Annotated in this window: 15 protein-coding genes; 11 read left to right on the forward strand and 4 right to left on the reverse strand. The window is 68.5% G+C overall.

The window, feature by feature from the left end:
- Window positions 1-19 precede the first annotated feature (19 nt).
- The 5 genes from AAIL17_RS11560 (at window position 20) to AAIL17_RS11580 (ending at window position 7,417) form a co-directional block, all read left to right on the forward strand.
- Window positions 20-1,120 carry an acetylornithine deacetylase gene (locus tag AAIL17_RS11560; RefSeq protein ID WP_424682991.1) on the forward strand — a complete coding sequence of 367 codons (1,101 nt, stop codon included), beginning with the start codon at window positions 20-22 and terminating at the stop codon, window positions 1,118-1,120.
- A gap of 37 nt (window positions 1,121-1,157) precedes the next feature.
- Window positions 1,158-2,450 (forward strand): acetylglutamate kinase, encoded by a 1,293-nt coding sequence (locus AAIL17_RS11565; protein ID WP_424683029.1) that lies wholly within the window; start codon window positions 1,158-1,160, stop codon window positions 2,448-2,450.
- 21 nt (window positions 2,451-2,471) lie between these two features.
- Complete coding sequence (gene argC, locus AAIL17_RS11570) at window positions 2,472-3,419, forward strand: N-acetyl-gamma-glutamyl-phosphate reductase (RefSeq protein ID WP_424682992.1); 948 nt, start codon at window positions 2,472-2,474, stop codon at window positions 3,417-3,419.
- Between the two features lie 25 nt (window positions 3,420-3,444).
- Complete coding sequence (gene argH / locus AAIL17_RS11575; protein ID WP_424682993.1) at window positions 3,445-4,740, forward strand: argininosuccinate lyase; 1,296 nt, start codon at window positions 3,445-3,447, stop codon at window positions 4,738-4,740.
- Window positions 4,741-4,897: 157 nt separating this feature from the next.
- On the forward strand, window positions 4,898-7,417 hold the full coding sequence (locus AAIL17_RS11580; RefSeq protein ID WP_424682994.1) for a PAS domain S-box protein: 2,520 nt from the start codon (window positions 4,898-4,900) through the stop codon (window positions 7,415-7,417).
- 6 nt (window positions 7,418-7,423) lie between these two features.
- Here the strand turns inward: AAIL17_RS11580 and AAIL17_RS11585 are convergent, their stop codons facing one another.
- From AAIL17_RS11585 to AAIL17_RS11600, 4 genes are all read right to left on the reverse strand, one after another.
- Window positions 7,424-7,924 (reverse strand): pyridoxamine 5'-phosphate oxidase family protein, encoded by a 501-nt coding sequence (locus tag AAIL17_RS11585; RefSeq protein ID WP_424682995.1) that lies wholly within the window; start codon window positions 7,922-7,924, stop codon window positions 7,424-7,426.
- Between the two features lie 180 nt (window positions 7,925-8,104).
- Window positions 8,105-9,379 carry a kynureninase gene (gene kynU / locus AAIL17_RS11590; RefSeq protein ID WP_424682996.1) on the reverse strand — a complete coding sequence of 425 codons (1,275 nt, stop codon included), beginning with the start codon at window positions 9,377-9,379 and terminating at the stop codon, window positions 8,105-8,107.
- A gap of 10 nt (window positions 9,380-9,389) precedes the next feature.
- The gene (locus tag AAIL17_RS11595; RefSeq protein WP_424682997.1) at window positions 9,390-9,902 is read right to left on the reverse strand and encodes a hypothetical protein; all 513 of its coding nucleotides are present in this window, start codon (window positions 9,900-9,902) and stop codon (window positions 9,390-9,392) included.
- Window positions 9,899-10,927, reverse strand: a complete 1,029-nt coding sequence (locus tag AAIL17_RS11600; RefSeq protein ID WP_424682998.1) for an amidohydrolase family protein — start codon at window positions 10,925-10,927, stop codon at window positions 9,899-9,901. The genes AAIL17_RS11595 and AAIL17_RS11600 overlap by 4 nt, the downstream gene beginning before the upstream one ends.
- A gap of 172 nt (window positions 10,928-11,099) precedes the next feature.
- Here AAIL17_RS11600 and AAIL17_RS11605 point away from each other — a divergent pair, with 172 nt between their 5' ends.
- From AAIL17_RS11605 to tssE, 6 genes are all read left to right on the forward strand, one after another.
- Window positions 11,100-11,660, forward strand: coding sequence for an ECF-type sigma factor (locus AAIL17_RS11605; protein ID WP_424682999.1), 561 nt, complete (start codon window positions 11,100-11,102; stop codon window positions 11,658-11,660).
- A gap of 283 nt (window positions 11,661-11,943) precedes the next feature.
- Window positions 11,944-12,450 carry a type VI secretion system contractile sheath small subunit gene (tssB, locus tag AAIL17_RS11610; protein ID WP_424683000.1) on the forward strand — a complete coding sequence of 169 codons (507 nt, stop codon included), beginning with the start codon at window positions 11,944-11,946 and terminating at the stop codon, window positions 12,448-12,450.
- A gap of 6 nt (window positions 12,451-12,456) precedes the next feature.
- Window positions 12,457-13,950, forward strand: coding sequence for a type VI secretion system contractile sheath large subunit (tssC, locus tag AAIL17_RS11615; RefSeq protein WP_424683001.1), 1,494 nt, complete (start codon window positions 12,457-12,459; stop codon window positions 13,948-13,950).
- Window positions 13,951-14,111: 161 nt separating this feature from the next.
- Window positions 14,112-14,615, forward strand: a complete 504-nt coding sequence (locus AAIL17_RS11620; protein ID WP_424683002.1) for an Hcp family type VI secretion system effector — start codon at window positions 14,112-14,114, stop codon at window positions 14,613-14,615.
- Window positions 14,616-14,677: 62 nt separating this feature from the next.
- Window positions 14,678-15,490 (forward strand): type VI secretion system accessory protein TagJ, encoded by an 813-nt coding sequence (locus AAIL17_RS11625; RefSeq protein ID WP_424683003.1) that lies wholly within the window; start codon window positions 14,678-14,680, stop codon window positions 15,488-15,490.
- Window positions 15,491-15,499: 9 nt separating this feature from the next.
- Entirely contained in the window at window positions 15,500-16,003 is a 504-nt protein-coding gene (tssE, locus tag AAIL17_RS11630; protein ID WP_424683004.1) for a type VI secretion system baseplate subunit TssE, read from the forward strand.
- Window positions 16,004-16,005: the final 2 nt, after the last annotated feature.

Below are 16,005 nucleotides of genomic sequence, written 5' to 3' on the forward strand. Positions count from 1 at the left end.
CAGCTTGCCGGAGAGCGCGATGAACGCCTTGCTGGATGCCACGCTGGAGCACCTGCGCGCGCTGGTCGCCTTCGACACGCGCAACCCGCCGCGCGCGATCGGCACCGACGGCATCTTCGACTACCTGCGTGCGCAATTGCCGGGCTTCCAGGTGACCGTGACCGACCATGGCGCCGGCGCCGTGACGCTGCATGCCGTGCGTGGCCAGCCGCGGCTGCTGTTCAACGTGCACCTGGACACCGTGCCCGACTCGCCGGCCTGGAGCGCCGATCCGCACGTCCTGCGCGTGAGCGACGACAAGGCGGTCGGCCTGGGCGCCTGCGACATCAAGGGCGCCGCCGCGGCTTTGCTGGCGGTGGCGCAGGCCACCGAGGGCCCGCTGGGGTTGCTGTTCTCCACCGACGAGGAGGCCAACGACGCGCGCTGCATCGCCGGCTTTCTCGCCGGTGCGCCGGCCTATGAAGCGGTGATCGTGGCCGAGCCTACGCGTGGCGAGGCGGTGCTGGCGCATCGCGGCATCCAGTCGGTACTGATGCGTTTCGCCGGCCAGGCTGGCCATGCTTCGGGCGAGCAGAAGCCGACCGACAGCGCACTGCACCAGGCCATGCGCTGGGGCACGGCGGCACTGGATTTCGTCGTCGCGCAGTCGCACGAGCGCTTCGGTGGGCTGACCGGCCTGCGCTTCAATATCGGCCGCGTGGAAGGCGGCATCAAAGCCAACGTGATCGCGCCGGCGGCCGAGCTGCGCTTCGGTTTCCGGCCGTTGCCGACGATGGACCCGGACGGCCTGCTCGCGCGTTTCCGCGGCCTGGGCGAGGTGTCGCCCGTGCATTTCGAGGAGACCTTTCGCGGTGCCTCGCTGCCGGCGGGCGACACCGCCACGGCGGAGGCACGGCGCCTGTCGGCGCGCGACTTGGCCGACGAGCTCGAACTGCCGATCGGCAACGCCGTCGACTTCTGGACCGAAGCGGCGCTGTTCTCCGCGGCCGGCTATACCGCCTTCGTCTACGGCCCGGGCGACATCGCCCAGGCGCACAGCGCGGACGAATGGGTCGCGCTCGACCAGTTGCAGCACTACACAAACAACCTCTACCGGATCGTCAGCCGTGGAAACGCATAAGCACACCCGCCAGACCATCGTGCGCCTGCTCTCGGCGATGGGCAGCGCGAAGGAAATCCAGCAGTACCTCAAGCGCTTCTCCCAGATGGACGCCAAGCGCTTCGCCGTGGTCAAGGTCGGCGGCGCAGTGCTGCGCGACGACCTGCCGGCGCTGGCCTCGTCGCTGACCTTCCTGCAGCAGGTGGGCCTCACCCCGATCGTGCTGCATGGCGCCGGGCCGCAACTGGACCAGGAGCTGGCCGCCGCCGGCATCGCCAAGCAGACCGTCGGCGGCCTGCGCGTGACCACGCCGCAGGCGCTGGGCATCGTGCGCCGCGTGTTCCAGCAGCAGAACCTGCGCCTGGTCGACGCGCTGCATGCGATGGACACGCGCGCCGTGTCGGTGGCGTCGGGCGTCTTTACGTCCGATTACCTCGACCGCGACGCGCTGGGCATGGTCGGCAAGGTCACCGGCATCGAGCTCGCGCCGATCGAGGCAGCGCTGCGCGCGAACGCGATTCCGGTGATCGCCAGCCTGGGCGAGACGGCCGAAGGCCAGTTGCTCAACATCAACGCGGACGTGGCGGCGAACGAACTGGTGCGCGTGCTGCAGCCGTACAAGATCGTGTTCCTCACCGGCACCGGCGGCCTGCTCGACGGGCAGGGGCAGGTGATCGACTCGATCAACCTTTCCACCGAGTACGACCATCTGATGGCGCAGCCATGGATCGACGGCGGCATGCGGCTGAAGATCGAACAGATCGCCGACCTGCTGGCGGACCTGCCGCTGACCTCGTCCGTGTCGATCACGCGTCCCTCGGAGCTGGCCAAGGAGCTGTTCACCCATCGCGGGTCGGGCACGCTGGTACGGCGCGGCGAGAAGGTGCTCGCGTTCGATTCGTGGGACGGCGTGGATCGCGGGCGCATGCGCGGGCTGATCGAATCGAGCTTCGGCCGCGCCCTGGTGCCCGACTATTTCGAGCGCACCCGGCCCTGGCGCATCTACGTGAGCGAGAACTACCGCGCCGCGATGATCCTGACCCGGGAGGAGGGCATGGCCTACCTGGACAAGTTCGCCGTGCTCGACGACGCGCAGGGCGAAGGCCTGGGCCGCGCGGTATGGCTGGTGATGCGCGAGGAGAATCCGCAGCTGTTCTGGCGCTCGCGCCACGGCAACAACGTCAACCCGTTCTACGACGCCGAGTGCGACGGCTCGCTCAAGCAGCCGCGCTGGAAGGTGTACTGGTACGGCATCGACGATTTCCGCCAGATCGAACGCTGCGTGGCGCATTGCGCGCAGCGGGTGCCGACACTCGTCGATGCGGCTCCCTTGAAAGACAACGCGGCTTGAGGTTGTGGAAAGATGACCGGAATGGGCAGGAAAACCGTAGGCATCGTCGGCGCGCGCGGCCACACCGGCGCCGAGCTGATCCGCCTGATCGCGCGCCACCCGGCGCTCGAGCTGGCCTATGTCTCCTCGCGCGAACTGGACGGCCAGCGCGTGGACGCCCACGTGCCGGAGTACGCTGGCGAGCTGCGCTACAGCGCGCCCGCGCACGAGGACCTGCCTTCGCTTCAGGCCGACGTGGTGATCCTGGCGTTGCCCAACGGCAAGGCGGGCGCCTGCGTAGAGGCCTTCGACAAGGCCGGCGCCGATCCGCTGATCGTCGACCTCTCGGCCGACTACCGCTTCGACGAACGCTGGTACTACGGCCTGCCAGAGCTGACCCGCGAGCGCTGGCGCGGCCAGCGGCGGATCAGCAACCCGGGCTGCTACGCCACCGCGATCCAGCTGGCGGTCGCTCCGCTGAAGGATCTGCTCGCCGCGCCGCCGGTGTGCTTCGGCGTATCCGGCTATTCCGGCGCGGGCACCACGCCTTCGGACAAGAACGATCCGGACAAGCTGCGCGACAACCTCATGCCGTATTCGCTCACCGGCCACATGCACGAGCACGAAGCATCGGTGCACCTGGGCGTGCCGGTGGAGTTCATGCCGCACGTCGCGCCGCATTTCCGCGGACTGACCGTCACCAGCAACCTGTACCTGGCGCGCGCGACGAAGCGCGAGGACGTGATCGCGCGCTTCCGCCACGCGTACGACGCCGAGCCGTTGGTGCAGGTCCTCGACGAAGCGCCCTGGGTCAGCCGCATCGCCGGCCGGCACCATGCGGAGGTGGGCGGTTTCGCGATGGCCGCCGACGGACGCCGCGTGGTGGTGGTATCGACGCTGGACAACCTGCTCAAGGGCGCGGCGACGCAGGCCATGCAGAACATCAATCGCGCGCTGGGCCTGCCGGAATTGACGGCGATCCCGGCATGAAGCCCCGTTCCCGAAGGACACCACCATGACCGACCTCCTCTGGCAGAAGCCCGACGTCCAGGTGGACGCGCGCATCATGCGTTTCCTCGCCGGCAGCGACGTGCTGCTCGACCGCGAGTTCTTCCTGCACGACATCGCCGCCAGCAAGGCGCACGTGGAAGGCCTGGCGCGCATCGGCGTGGTGTCGGCCGGCGAAGCCGCATCGCTTGCGCGCGAGCTCGACGCCTTGGCGGACGACTTCCGCTCCGGCGCGTTCGTGCTGGACGAGCGCTACGAGGATGGGCATTCGGCGATCGAGGCGCGACTCACCGAGCGCCTCGGCGACGCCGGCAGGCGCGTGCATACCGGGCGCAGCCGCAATGACCAGATCCTGGTGGCGACGCGGCTGTGGCTGAAGGAAAAGCTCGCCGCGCTCGCGACGCACTGCCGCGCCATCGCCTCGGTGTGCCTCGACCGCGCTGCGCAGCCGGCCCTGCCGCTGCCGGGCTACACGCACCTGCAGCGCGCGGTGGTGTCCTCCACCGGCATGTGGTTCGCCGGCTTTGCCGAGGGCTTCATCGACAACGCCCTGCGCGCGCAACAGACGCGAGCATGGATCGACGCCAACCCGCTGGGCACTGCCGCCGGCTACGGCGTGAACCTGCCGCTCGACCGCGCGCATACCACCGAGGCGCTGGGCTTCTCGCGCATGCAGGCTTCGCCGGTCTACGCCCAGCTCTCCCGCGGCAAGTTCGAGATGGCCGCGCTCGAAGCGCTGGCCAGCGCGTTGCTGGACCTGCGCCGACTGGCCTGGGATCTGTCGTTGTTCACTACCGCCGAATTCGGCTTTGTCAGCCTGCCGCCGGAATACACCACAGGCAGCTCGATCATGCCCAACAAGCGCAACCCGGACGTGGTCGAGCTGCTGCGCGCCAGCTATGCCACGGTGGCGGCGGCGCGTTGCGAGATCGAGCAACTGCTGTCGCTGCCCTCGGGCTACCAGCGCGACCTGCAGTTCTCCAAGGGCTCGCTGTTCCACGGCATGACCCATGGCCTGGCCGCGCTGGAACTGGTGCCCGACCTGGTCGGCCGCCTGCGCTGGAACGAGGCAGCCATGCGCGCGGCGATCGAGCCGGCGATGTATGCCACCGACGTGGCGATCGAGCAGGCCGCGCAAGGCGTGCCGTTCCGCGACGCCTACCGCGCGGCCGCCGCGGCCGTGTCCACGGCCGGCGAAGGCCGCACGCCGGAACGCAGCCTGGCCGAGCGTGTGTCGCCCGGCGGCGGCGCGGACCTGCGGCTGGATGAACTGGCCGCGCGCCTGCGTGCCCTACCAGGCTGAACCGCCATTCAGTCCGCTTGAGGGCCGTTTCACAACGCCGCGTCGATACTCGCGGGCATGCCTTCGACCACGCCCGCAAAGCATCGCAAGGCCCGGCATGCCGCGCTGATCAGCGGTGGTGATCGCCGTGATCGGGGCTGAAGGCGCAAACGGCGGCATGCCGAGGGCGCTGCTGGCGGCCGAGCAGGCGGCGATCCTGGGGCAACTGGCCGAGGGCGTGATCCTGACCGATACGGCCGGTCGGATCACCTACGTGAACGATGCCGCGGCGCGCCTGCACGGGGGCCGCCATCTCGGCATCGGCCCGGACGACTACGCGAGCACCTACCACCTGCTGACCGAGGATGGGCGGCCCTATGCACCCGCCCAACTGCCGTTGGCGCGGGCGGTGCTGCATGGCGAAGTCGTCGCCGATGCGCGGTGGCGGATCCGCCGTGCCGATGGCACGGAGATCATTGCGCAAGGCTCCGCGCGGCCGATCCAGGACAGCGATGGCAAACGCCTGGGCGCGGTGCTCACCATGCACGACGATACCGCGCGCCTGCAGGCCGAGCAGGCCCTGCGCGAAGAGAGCCAGGCACTGGAAACGCTCAACCATGTCGGCGCGGCGGTGGCCAGCGAACTGGAATTGGGGCGGATCGTGCAGACGGTCACCGATGCCGGCGTCGGGCTGATCGGCGCCAGCATGGGGGCGTTCTTCTACAACGCCACCAACGAGGCAGGCGAGAGCATGCTGCTCTACGCCCTCTCCGGCATCGACCGGCACGCATTCGACCGCTACCCCATGCCACGGGGCAGCCTGTTGTTCCGACCCACGCTAGCCGGCGAAAGCCTGGTGCGTTGCGATGACGTCCTGCTCGACCCACGCTATGGCAAGAGCCCGCCCTACCATGGCCTGCCGCCGGGCCATCCGCCCGTGCGCAGCTACCTAGGGGTGCCGGTGGTTTCGCGCTCGGGCCGGGTGCTGGGCGGGCTTTTCTTCGGCCATCCGGAGCCGGGGCGGTTCTCGCCGCGGCACGAGCGCTTGATGGCGGGCATCGCCGCGCACGCGGCCATCGCCATCGACAATGCGAACCTGTATGCGGTGGCGCAGCGGGAGATCGGCGAACGCCGCGCCGCCGAGGAGCGCCTGCGCGAACTCAACGAGACGCTGGAGCAACGCGTCGAGGCGCGCACGCGCGAGCGCGATCGTGCCTGGAAACACTCGCGCGACCTGCAGGCGGTGATCGACGACCGTGGTCGCTTCCTGCAGGTCAGCGATGCCTGGTGCACGGTGCTCGGCTGGCAGGCGGCGGAGGTGGTCGGGCACCCGGCCTACACGTTCATCCATCCGGCCGACCGGCCCGCGGGCGATCGACCGTTCTTCGCCAGCCTGGCCAAGGGAGCTGCGTTCGAGAACCGCGTGCGGCACAAGGACGGTGGGTATCGCTGCATCTCCTGGGTGGCCAGCCAGGATGAGGACACGATCTACGCCAGCGGCCGCGACGTCACCGAGCAGAAGGAGCAGGCGCACGCGCTGGCGCAGGCCGAGGCGGCCCTGCGGCAAAGCCAGAAGATGGAGGCCGTCGGCCACCTGACCGGCGGCATTGCGCACGACTTCAACAACATGCTGGCGGTGGTGATCGGCTCGCTCGACATGCTCAAGCGCCGCCTGCCCGAGGGTTCGCGCGAGCGGCGCCATGCCGGCAACGCGATGGAAGCGGCCGATCGCGCGGCTACCCTGACCCAGCGGCTGCTGGCCTTCGCCCGCCAGCAGCCGCTGCACCCGAAGCCGGTGGATGCCAATGCCCTGGTCGCGGGCATGCACGAGTTGTTGCGCCATGCGATCGGGCCTGACGTCCGCCTGGAGGTCCAATCCGCGGACGGACTGTGGCCGACGCTGGCCGATGCCAACCAGCTGGAGAACGCCATCCTCAACCTTGCGGTCAACGCGCGCGATGCCATGCCCGAGGGCGGCCGGCTGGCGATCGAGACGGCGAACGTCACGCTCGAAGGGCGCCAGGCGGCCAGCCAACTGGACATGCCGGCAGGCGACTACGTTTCGATCACCGTGACCGACACCGGCATCGGCATGGCGCCGGAGATGGTCGCCCGTGCGTTCGATCCGTTCTTCACCACCAAGCAGGCGGGGCAGGGCACCGGCCTTGGACTGAGCCAGGTCTACGGCTTCGTGAAGCAGTCCGGCGGCCACGTGACGATCCATTCGGAACTCGCACACGGAACCAGCGTGAGGATCTATCTGCTGCGGATGTCCGGCGAAGCGGACGGGCAGCAGGCCGACTCCGCGGCACCGCCGCTGCCGGCCGGGCGGCAGGAGCTCGTCCTGCTGGTGGACGACGAGCCGGCGGTGCGCCAGGTCAACGCCGACGCCTTGCGCGAGCTGGGCTACCGGGTGCTGGAAGCGGACGGCGCCGAGTCCGCGCTGGCGCTGCTCGGCGCGCACCCGGACGTCGCATTGTTGTTCACCGACGTGGTCATGCCCGACACAGACGGACGTCGGCTCGCGACGGAAGCGCGCCAGCGCCGGCCCGGCCTGAAGGTGCTGCTCACCACCGGCTACTCGCCCGCGGTGGCCCGGCAGGACGGCACGCCGGGTGCGGACGTGCCGCTGCTGGGCAAGCCGTACACGCTCGATGAACTGGGCCGCAAACTGCGCCAGGTGCTGGAAGGCGCCTGAGCAGCGTCAGCCGTGCAGGTGCCCCTGGTGGCCAAGGTCGCGCGGCTGCTCGCTCCACATGCCGCGGGCGAAATCCAGCGCGCGCTCGACGAAGTTGCCCGCGGACTCCCAGTACATCGCGTCGCGCACGCGTACGCGCAGCACGGTCAGGTTGGGATCGTCCTTGCCGGAGAAGAACACGTTCTGCGCGGGCGACCACAGCTCCTCGATCAGCGCCTGGTCGCGATTGATACGCGCCCGCCCGCGCACGGAAACGTAGCGCATGTCGTTCTGGTTCGCGTAGGCGAGGTTCACGTCCAGGTCGTCGGTGAGCTGCTGGACCTTGGCACTGTCGGCCGCGGTGAAGAACACCAGGTCGCCCTCGGCGGTCAGCTTCAGCGTCTGCAGCGGCCGACTGACCAGCGAGCCGTCGGCGGCCTGGGTGGTGAGCATCGCCACCTCGATGCCGTCGATCAGTTCGCCGAGCTTGCGCAGGTCGGCGTCGTCGCGTGGTGCGTCGTTTTCCATCGCTCGATCCTCTGGAAGTGGGGCTTCCGAAGATGGCGCGGACGCCTTCAAGAGGGCATGAAATTGCCCAGCCGCGTGCCGCCCGATGCGCGGCGAATGTCGGTGCGAGCGCGGCGGCCCCCCGGTTGCGAGCCTCATCCTCTCGCCGCGCGCGTCCGGGCGCGGCGGCGGCGAAGCTCGCTACGCGCCGGCCCAGCGACGCACGGCTTCGGCGAAGGCCAGGCAGTCGGCGTGGCGGTTGTAGAGCGGTGCGGGGGAGATGCGGATGACATCCGGTTCGCGCCAGTCGCCGATGATGCCGTTGGCCATCAGGTACTCGAACAGCGCCCGCCCGCGTGCGCGGCCGCCGAGCACGCGGATCGACAGTTGCGCACCGCGGCGCGACGGATCGGCGGGCGTGACGATCTCCAGCACTTCCGGCAACTGCGTGCGCACCAGCCATTCGAGATAGCCGGATAGCTTCAGCGATTTCTCGCGCAGCCGGTCCATGCCGGCACGGCGGAAGATCTCCAGCGATACGCGCAGCGGTACCAGCGCCAGGATCGGCGGATTGGACAACTGCCAGCCGTCGGCGCCGGGCGTGGGCACGAACTGCGGGCCCATCTGGAAGCGGGTGGTCTTGTCGTGTCCCCACCAGCCGGCGAAGCGCGGCAGTGCCTCGCGCGCATGGCGCTCGTGCACGAAGGCGCCACCGACCGCGCCAGGGCCGGCGTTCAGGTACTTGTAGCTGCACCAGATGGCGAAGTCCGCATCGCTGTCGTGCAGCGCCAACGGCAGGTTGCCGACCGCATGGGCAAGGTCGAAGCCGACCTGGCAGCCGCGCGCGTGGGCGAGGCTGGCAATGCGCTTGAGGTCAAAGGCCTGGCCGGTGCGGTACTGCACGCCCGGCAGCATCACCAGCGCGGTGCGCGCGCCGTGCTCGGCCAGCGCGCGTTCGAACGCGGCGTCGGAAATCGTGCCGTTGGGCTCGTCCGCTTCCAGCTCGATCAACGCCGCGGCCGGGTCGTAGCCGTGGAAGCGGATCTGCGATTCGACCGCGTAGCGGTCGGTGGGGAAGGCGCCGGCCTCGATCAGGATCGCGTGGCGTTCGGGCGTGGGGCGGTAGAAGCTCACCATCATCAGGTGCAGGTTCACGCCCAGCGTGTTCATCGCCACCACTTCGGAAGGCTGCGCGCCGACCACGTCGGCCAGGTCGTCGCGCACGAACTCGTGATAGTCCATCCACGGCAGGCGGCCCTTGAAGTGGCCTTCGACGCCCAGCTCGCCCCAGTAGTCGAGCTCCGCCGAGATCGCCTCGCGCACGGCGCGCGGCTGCAGGCCGAGCGAGTTGCCGCAGAAGTAGTTCGAATCGCGGCCTTCGTGCGGGGGAATCAGAAACTCGCTGCGGAAGGCGCGCAGCGGATCGGCGTCATCGGCGGCGGCGGCCCATGCGGGCGTCGCCTGGTAATCGGTCATGCCTCGAACCTCATCGTGCCAGGCTGGTGGCGACCGCGCCGCAACCCCTGTCGAACGAGGCGGCCCAGGCGGCACCGGCCTCGCTGCGTTCGGGGCGCGCGCAGCGCAGGTGGATCGCGTGGTTGTTCTTGAACCAGTAGCGGTCGTCGTAGCGGTAGGCCGCGCCGTGTTCCTGCGCGGTGTAAGCGTAGCTGTTGGGACCGTCCGGATGGCCGGCGGCCTGGTATCCGGCCAGCGCGGCAGCCTTGCGGTTGGCGGCGCCGACGTACTGTTCGAACGCGGCCAGGTCGCCCACCTGTTCCACTTCCACCGACACGTAGGAAAGGTTGTCGCGGGCGGTGGGCGACGGGTCGGGCACCTGGAACACGCGCATCTCCGGTTCGCCCTGGGTTTCCATGATGGAGACCCAGTTGTCCGGCGTGCTGAAACCCACGCTGCCGCCGGCCATGCTGACGTCGGTGGCGCAGGCGGTGCCGGCCAGCAGCAGTGCGCCGGCCACGAGGAGGATGCGGGTAGGGCTCATGGATGCTCCGGAATGCCTTGGTTGAAACGCTGCAGGGGCAGGCCCAGCCATTCCAGCGCGGTGCCGTGGAACAGCCGCGCGCGGTCCGCATCGCCAAGCCCCAGGGCCTCGATGCCGCTGCCGGGCTCCTGCTCGCCCAGCGGGAAAGGATAGTCGGTGCCCAGCATCACGCGGTCGACGCCGGTCACATCCAGGAGATAGCGCAGCGCCCGCTCGTCGTGCACGCAGGAGTCGAAGTACAGGCGCTTCAGGTACTCGCGCGGATTGCGCGGGTTGTCGGTGGCGACCAGGTCCGGCCGCATGCGAAAGCCGTGTTCGATGCGCCCGATCGACCAGGGAAAGCTGCCGCCGCCGTGGGCCAGCATCACGCGCAGCTTCGGCAGCCGCTCCAGCACGCCGCCGAAGGCCAGGCAGCAGCCCGCGCGCGACTGCTCGGCCGGCATGCCGACCAGCCAGGGCATCCAGTACTTGGGCATGGTGTCGGTGCCCATCATGTCCCACGGATGCACCAGGACCGCCGCGCCCAGGTCCGCCGCCGCTTCGAAGAACGGGAACAGCTCCGGCGCGTCGAGGTTCCACTCGTTGCAGTGCGAGCCGATCTGCACACCGGACAGGCCCAATTCGTCGATGCAGCGTTCCAGCTCGCGTACGGCCAGCTCCGGCGCCTGCAGCGGCACGGTGCCGATGCCCGCGTAGTGGCGCGGGAAGTCGCGGCAGATCTGCGCCATGTGGTCGTTCAGGTGCCGGTGCAGCTCCAGCGCCTGGTAGCCGGGCGCCCAGTAGGAAAACAGCACCGGCACGGTGGAGATCACCTGCACGTCCACGCCGAAGCGGGCGTAATCGTCGGTGCGCGTCTGCGGATCGAACGCCGAATCCCACACTTCGCGGAAAAACTTGCCGTCCTTGTAGATGCGGTGGCGGCCGTCGGTATGCGTCATCACCGGGAAACGGTCGTTGCCGTACTTGGCGGCCAGGTTGGGCCAGTCGCGGGGCAGGATGTGCGCGTGGGTGTCGATCTTGAGCATGCGGCGAGTCTAGCAGGGCGACCACGGCGCCCCCGTAGTGCGAAAACGGCACCTGCTTCCTGTCGCCGCCGAAGGCCTTTGGCCTATACTTTTTCCAGCGGCCGAGCCTGGCCGCCGACCGGATCGGCGCAGCCGGGCCGGACCATTCGGGCGGGAAGGAACCACCAGGGCCGTGAACAACAGTGTCGATGTGACGCGACTGCTGCATTCGGCGCAGGCGGGCGATGCCGCTGCGCTGGAGGAAGCGCTGCGCCAGATGTACGCGGCGCTGCACCGGCTGGCCGGCGCGCAACTGCGCCGCAACACCAGCGAACGCACGCTCAGCGCCACTGCCCTGGTCAACGAGGCCTACCTGAAGGTCTTCGGCGGCAACTGCCCGCCGCAGTGGGAAAGCCGCGGCCACCTGCTCGGCGTCGCCGCGCGCGCCATGCGCGAGGTGCTGGTCGATTCGGCCCGTCGCCGACAGGCCGCCAAGCGGCCGCAGGATTGCGACCGTATCGAGCTGTCGGAGATCTCCGGTTCGCTGATGCCCGAGATCGACTACGTCGCCCTGCTCGATTCGCTGGATGCGCTGGAACAGCTCGATCCGCGCCAGGCCAGCATCGTCTCGATGCGCTTCTTCGTCGGCCTGAGCGCCGAACAGATCGCCGCCGCGCTGGGCATTTCCGCCACCACCGTGCAACGCGAGTGGCGGCTGGCGCGGGCGTGGCTCCAGCGAGAGCTGCAGGCCTGAATCGCCGGGTCTCGCCCGGACAAAACCCCTGTGCTGATTTCGTGAACGCCAACTGAACGGCGCGTTCATGCACGTGGCCGATCCGTGAAGGACACCACGCACTAGAACAGTGGGAAGGCGTTCAGCCCGCCCTTTGCCACGCCAGTCCGACAGCCACCTGCATTGCGCGGAACCCACCGTTCCGCCGCGATCGTGCCGGCCGGATGCGCTGCAGGGACGTGCGCGCGCGCACCCAGGGCGTCGCGTTCAACCGGAAGACCTCAAGTCCCAGGAGACAGCCGCAATGGCCAAGCAAAGCAGTCAGAAGTTCATCGCGCGCAACCGTGCGCCGCGAGTGCAGATCGAGTACGACGTCGAGGTCTACGGCGCCCAGAAGAAGGTCCAGGTGCCGTTCGTGATGGGCGTGATGTCGGACCTGTCCGGCGCCAACAACGCCGAACTCCCCGCGATCGAAGACCGCAAGGCGCTGGAGATCGACGTCGACAACTTCGACAGTCGCCTTCAGTCGATGAAGCCGCGCGTTTCCTTCGCGGTGCCCAACACGCTGACCGGCGAGGGCAACCTGAGCGTGGACATCACCTTCGAGAGCATGGACGACTTCTCGCCCGCCGCGGTGGCGCGCAAGGTCGCCCCGGTCGCCAAGCTGCTGGAAGCGCGCACGCAGCTGGCCAACCTCAACACCTACATGGACGGCAAGGCCGGCGCGGAGAAGCTGATCGCCCAGGCGATCAACGATCCGGCCCTGCTGCAGTCGCTGGTTTCGGCCGCCAAGCCTTCCGACGCGGAGTAAGCACACATGTCCACCGAAACCGTTGCCGAACGCGGGCAAGCCACCGAAACCATCGAAGCCGGCGATTTCGCCGCGCTGCTGAGCAAGGAATTCAAGCCCAAGAGCGACCGCGCCAAGGAAGAGGTCGAATCGGCCGTCCGCACGCTGGCCGAGCAGGTGCTGAGCAAGTCGGACATCGTTTCCGACGACGTCGCCCAGACGATCAACGCCTACATCGCCGAGATCGACCGCAAGCTCAGCGAGCAGATCAACCAGATCATGCACCACGCCGACTTCCAGAAGCTGGAAAGCGCCTGGCGCGGCCTGCATCACCTGGTCAACAACACCGAGACCGACCAGCTCCTGAAGATCCGCGTCATGAACATCTCCAAGAAGGAGCTGGGCAAGACGCTCAAGCGCTACAAGGGCACCGCCTGGGACCAGAGCCCGATCTTCAAGAAGATGTACGAAGAGGAATACGGCCAGCTCGGTGGCGAGCCGTACGGCTGCCTGGTCGGCGACTACTACTTCGACCACAGCCCGCCGGACGTCGAGCTGCTGGGCGGCATCGCCCAGGTGGCCGCCGCCGCGCATGCCCCGTTCCTCGCTGCGGCCAACTCCAGCCTGATGGGCATGGAGAGCTGGAACGAGCTGTCCAACCCGCGCGACCTGGCCAAGATCTTCTCCACGCCCGACTACGCCGCGTGGCGCTCGCTGCGCGAATCCGACGACGCCAAGTACCTGGCGCTGGCGATGCCGCGCACGCTGGCCCGCCTGCCGTACGGCGCCGCTACCAACCCGGTGGAGGAGTTCGACTTCGAGGAAGACACCGGCGGTGCCGACTCGAACAAGTACACCTGGCAGAACGCCGCCTACGCGATGGCTGTGAACATCAACCGCTCGTTCAAGGCCTACGGCTGGTGCTCGCGGATCCGCGGCATCGAATCCGGTGGCGCGGTCGAGGGCCTGCCGGTGCACGCCTTCCCGACCGACGACGGCGGCGTGGACATGAAGTGCCCGACCGAGATCGCCATCACCGACCGCCGCTCGGCGGAGCTGGACAAGATGGGCCTGATGCCGCTGGTGCATCGGAAGAACTCGGACATGGCCGCCTTCATCAGCGCGCAGTCGCTGGCCAAGCCGGAGGAGTACGACGATCCGGACGCCACCGCCAACGCCGCATTGGGCTGCCGCCTGCCGTACATGTTCGCCTGCTGTCGCTTCGCGCACTACCTGAAGTGCATCGTGCGCGACAAGATCGGCTCCTTCAGCGACCGCGAGCAGATGCAGAACTGGTTGACCAACTGGGTCATGCAGTACGTCGACGGCGACCCGGCCAACTCCAGCGAGGAGACCAAGGCGCGCAAGCCGCTGTCGGCCGCCGAAGTGGTGGTGGAAGAGGTCGAGGGAGCGCCTGGTTACTACACCTCCAAGTTCTTCCTCAAGCCGCACTACCAGCTCGAGGGCCTGACCGTATCGCTGCGGCTGGTCTCCAGGCTTCCCTCCGCGGCCAAGTCCTGACGAACGCGACCGGCCGGCGGCGCCCGCTTCGGGCCGCCGGTCGGGTCCGTGCGCCGAGGCGGGAACTGCATCAATACCTCAGCAAGAGGACGACCGGCCGCAGGACTTCCGTCCGGCCGGCGATATCGAACATCCAACACGAGACGTAGGGAGAAGGTTTCATGGCATTCGACATGCACATCAAGTTCGGCGCCGGCAAGGTCAAGATCGAGGGCGCGTCCAACCACAAGAAGCACAAGGGCGAGGTGCCGATCCTTGCCTGGTCGTGGGGCGTCAGCAACAGCGGCGACCTGCACACCGGCGCCGGTTCGGCCAGCGGCGGCAAGGCCAACGTGCAGGACATCTCGATCACCAAGTACGTCGACGGCTGCTCCAACGCGCTCATCGACGCGTGCTGCACCGGCGGCCGCATGGATCAGGCCTGGCTCTACATCACCAACGCCACCGGCGAGCAGACCGACTTCCTCACCATCGAGCTCTCCGAGGGCGTGCTGGTGACCTCCGTCTCCACCGGCGGCAGCGGTGGCGAGGACCGCCTGACCGAGAACATCACCCTGCACTTCGGCAAGTTCAAGTACTCGTTCCAGCCGCAGGACGACAAGGGTGCTGCCAAGGGCGGTGCCAAGGAGTTCACCTTCGACATCCAGGGCGTGGCCAAGGCCTAAGGCCTGCCAACCCGCCTGCAGCCCTCGTTCCAACCCCACTGAAGACCGTCAGAGCCCAAGCCATGACACCCGAGAACATGCTCAAGGAAGGACGGTTGGACGAGGCGCTGCAGGGGCTGACCTCGCAGGTGCGCAGCAACCCGGCAGACGCGCGCTGCCGGGTTTTCCTGTTCCAGTTGCTGGCGCTGCTCGGCCAGTGGGAGCGGGCGCAGACGCAACTGAAGGTCAGCGGCGAACTGGACGTGAACAATGCCCTGATGGCCGGTGCCTATGCGCAGGCCATCCGCGGCGAGCTGGCGCGCACCCATGTGCTCGCCGGCGAACGCATGCCCTCGGTGATCGGCGAGCCCGAACAGTGGGTGGCATTGCTGCTGCAGGCGCTCAGGCTCGATGCCCAAGGGCAGCACGCCCAGGCCGCGCCGCTGCGCGAGCAGGCGTTCGAGCAGGCCCCGGCGATCGCCGGCGAGATCAACGGCGAACCGTTCGAGTGGATCGCCGACGCGGACCCGCGCTTCGGTCCCTGCCTGGAAATGGTGGTCAATGGCGGTTACGCCTGGGTACCGTTCGCGCGCCTGAAGCAACTCGTCTTCGAGGCGCCGACCGACCTGCGCGACAAGATCTGGGCCCCGGTGCAGGTCACCTGGGTCAACGGCGGCCAGTCGGTAGGCTTCGTGCCGTGCCGCTATCCGGGCTCGGAGCATTCCTCCGATGCCGACGTGGTGCTCGGCCGCCGCACCGACTGGCATGACATCGACGGCGGCCTGTGCATGGGTTCGGGCCAGCGCATGCTGGCCACCGATGCCGGCGACTACCCGCTGCTGGACGTTCGCACGATCCTGTTCCAGCAAGACGCGCTCCAGCACGACCCGGCCTGACGACGCGTCATGGCCGAGCTGACCACCCAGGAACGGCTGCAGCCCTCGCTGCTGGACCGCCTGACCGACGAAGAACCGGGCAAGCAGGAAGAGAGCCGCGAAAGACGGGTGATCTCGGCCACGCGTCTGCGCGACTGCGTCGCGCGCGACATTTCCTGGCTGCTGAACTGCGTCAACCTCGGCAGCGGCGTCGAGCTGGAAGATTATCCCGAGGTCGCGCGTTCGGTGCTCAACTTCGGCATCCCGGACCTCACCGGCATGGCGCTCGCCGGCGTCGACGCGGCCGTGCTGCAGCGCCAGCTGCGCGAGGCGTTGCTGGCCTTCGAGCCGCGACTGACCGGCAGCACCCTGCGCGTGGCCGTCAACACCGACGGCAAGCGGATGGATCAGCAGTCGCTGGTGTTCAACATCGAATCGGAAATGTGGGCACAGCCCATTCCGCTGAATCTCTACCTCAAGACCGAAGTCGACCTGGAAACCGGCCGCTTCAACGTCTCCGAAAGCCTGGGCTGACG

The sequence above is a fragment of the Frateuria sp. YIM B11624 genome (genome assembly GCF_049727805.1).
GTDB lineage: Bacteria > Pseudomonadota > Gammaproteobacteria > Xanthomonadales > Rhodanobacteraceae > Frateuria_A.

Excerpts from the sequence above, each read along its gene's own strand:
- AAIL17_RS11620 (WP_424683002.1), top strand. The coding sequence starts at position 14,112 with ATGGCATTCGACATGCACATCAAGTTCGGCGCCGGCAAGGTCAAGATC.
- tssE (WP_424683004.1), top strand. The coding sequence starts at position 15,500 with ATGGCCGAGCTGACCACCCAGGAACGGCTGCAGCCCTCGCTGCTGGAC.
- tssB (WP_424683000.1), top strand. The coding sequence starts at position 11,944 with ATGGCCAAGCAAAGCAGTCAGAAGTTCATCGCGCGCAACCGTGCGCCG.
- AAIL17_RS11600 (WP_424682998.1), bottom strand. The coding sequence starts at position 10,927 with ATGCTCAAGATCGACACCCACGCGCACATCCTGCCCCGCGACTGGCCC.
- argH (WP_424682993.1), top strand. The coding sequence starts at position 3,445 with ATGACCGACCTCCTCTGGCAGAAGCCCGACGTCCAGGTGGACGCGCGC.
- AAIL17_RS11585 (WP_424682995.1), bottom strand. The coding sequence starts at position 7,924 with ATGGAAAACGACGCACCACGCGACGACGCCGACCTGCGCAAGCTCGGC.
- AAIL17_RS11580 (WP_424682994.1), top strand. The coding sequence starts at position 4,898 with ATGCCGAGGGCGCTGCTGGCGGCCGAGCAGGCGGCGATCCTGGGGCAA.
- AAIL17_RS11565 (WP_424683029.1), top strand. The coding sequence starts at position 1,158 with ATGGGCAGCGCGAAGGAAATCCAGCAGTACCTCAAGCGCTTCTCCCAG.
- argC (WP_424682992.1), top strand. The coding sequence starts at position 2,472 with ATGGGCAGGAAAACCGTAGGCATCGTCGGCGCGCGCGGCCACACCGGC.
- tssC (WP_424683001.1), top strand. The coding sequence starts at position 12,457 with ATGTCCACCGAAACCGTTGCCGAACGCGGGCAAGCCACCGAAACCATC.
- AAIL17_RS11625 (WP_424683003.1), top strand. The coding sequence starts at position 14,678 with ATGACACCCGAGAACATGCTCAAGGAAGGACGGTTGGACGAGGCGCTG.
- AAIL17_RS11595 (WP_424682997.1), bottom strand. The coding sequence starts at position 9,902 with ATGAGCCCTACCCGCATCCTCCTCGTGGCCGGCGCACTGCTGCTGGCC.
- AAIL17_RS11560 (WP_424682991.1), top strand. The coding sequence starts at position 20 with ATGAACGCCTTGCTGGATGCCACGCTGGAGCACCTGCGCGCGCTGGTC.
- kynU (WP_424682996.1), bottom strand. The coding sequence starts at position 9,379 with ATGACCGATTACCAGGCGACGCCCGCATGGGCCGCCGCCGCCGATGAC.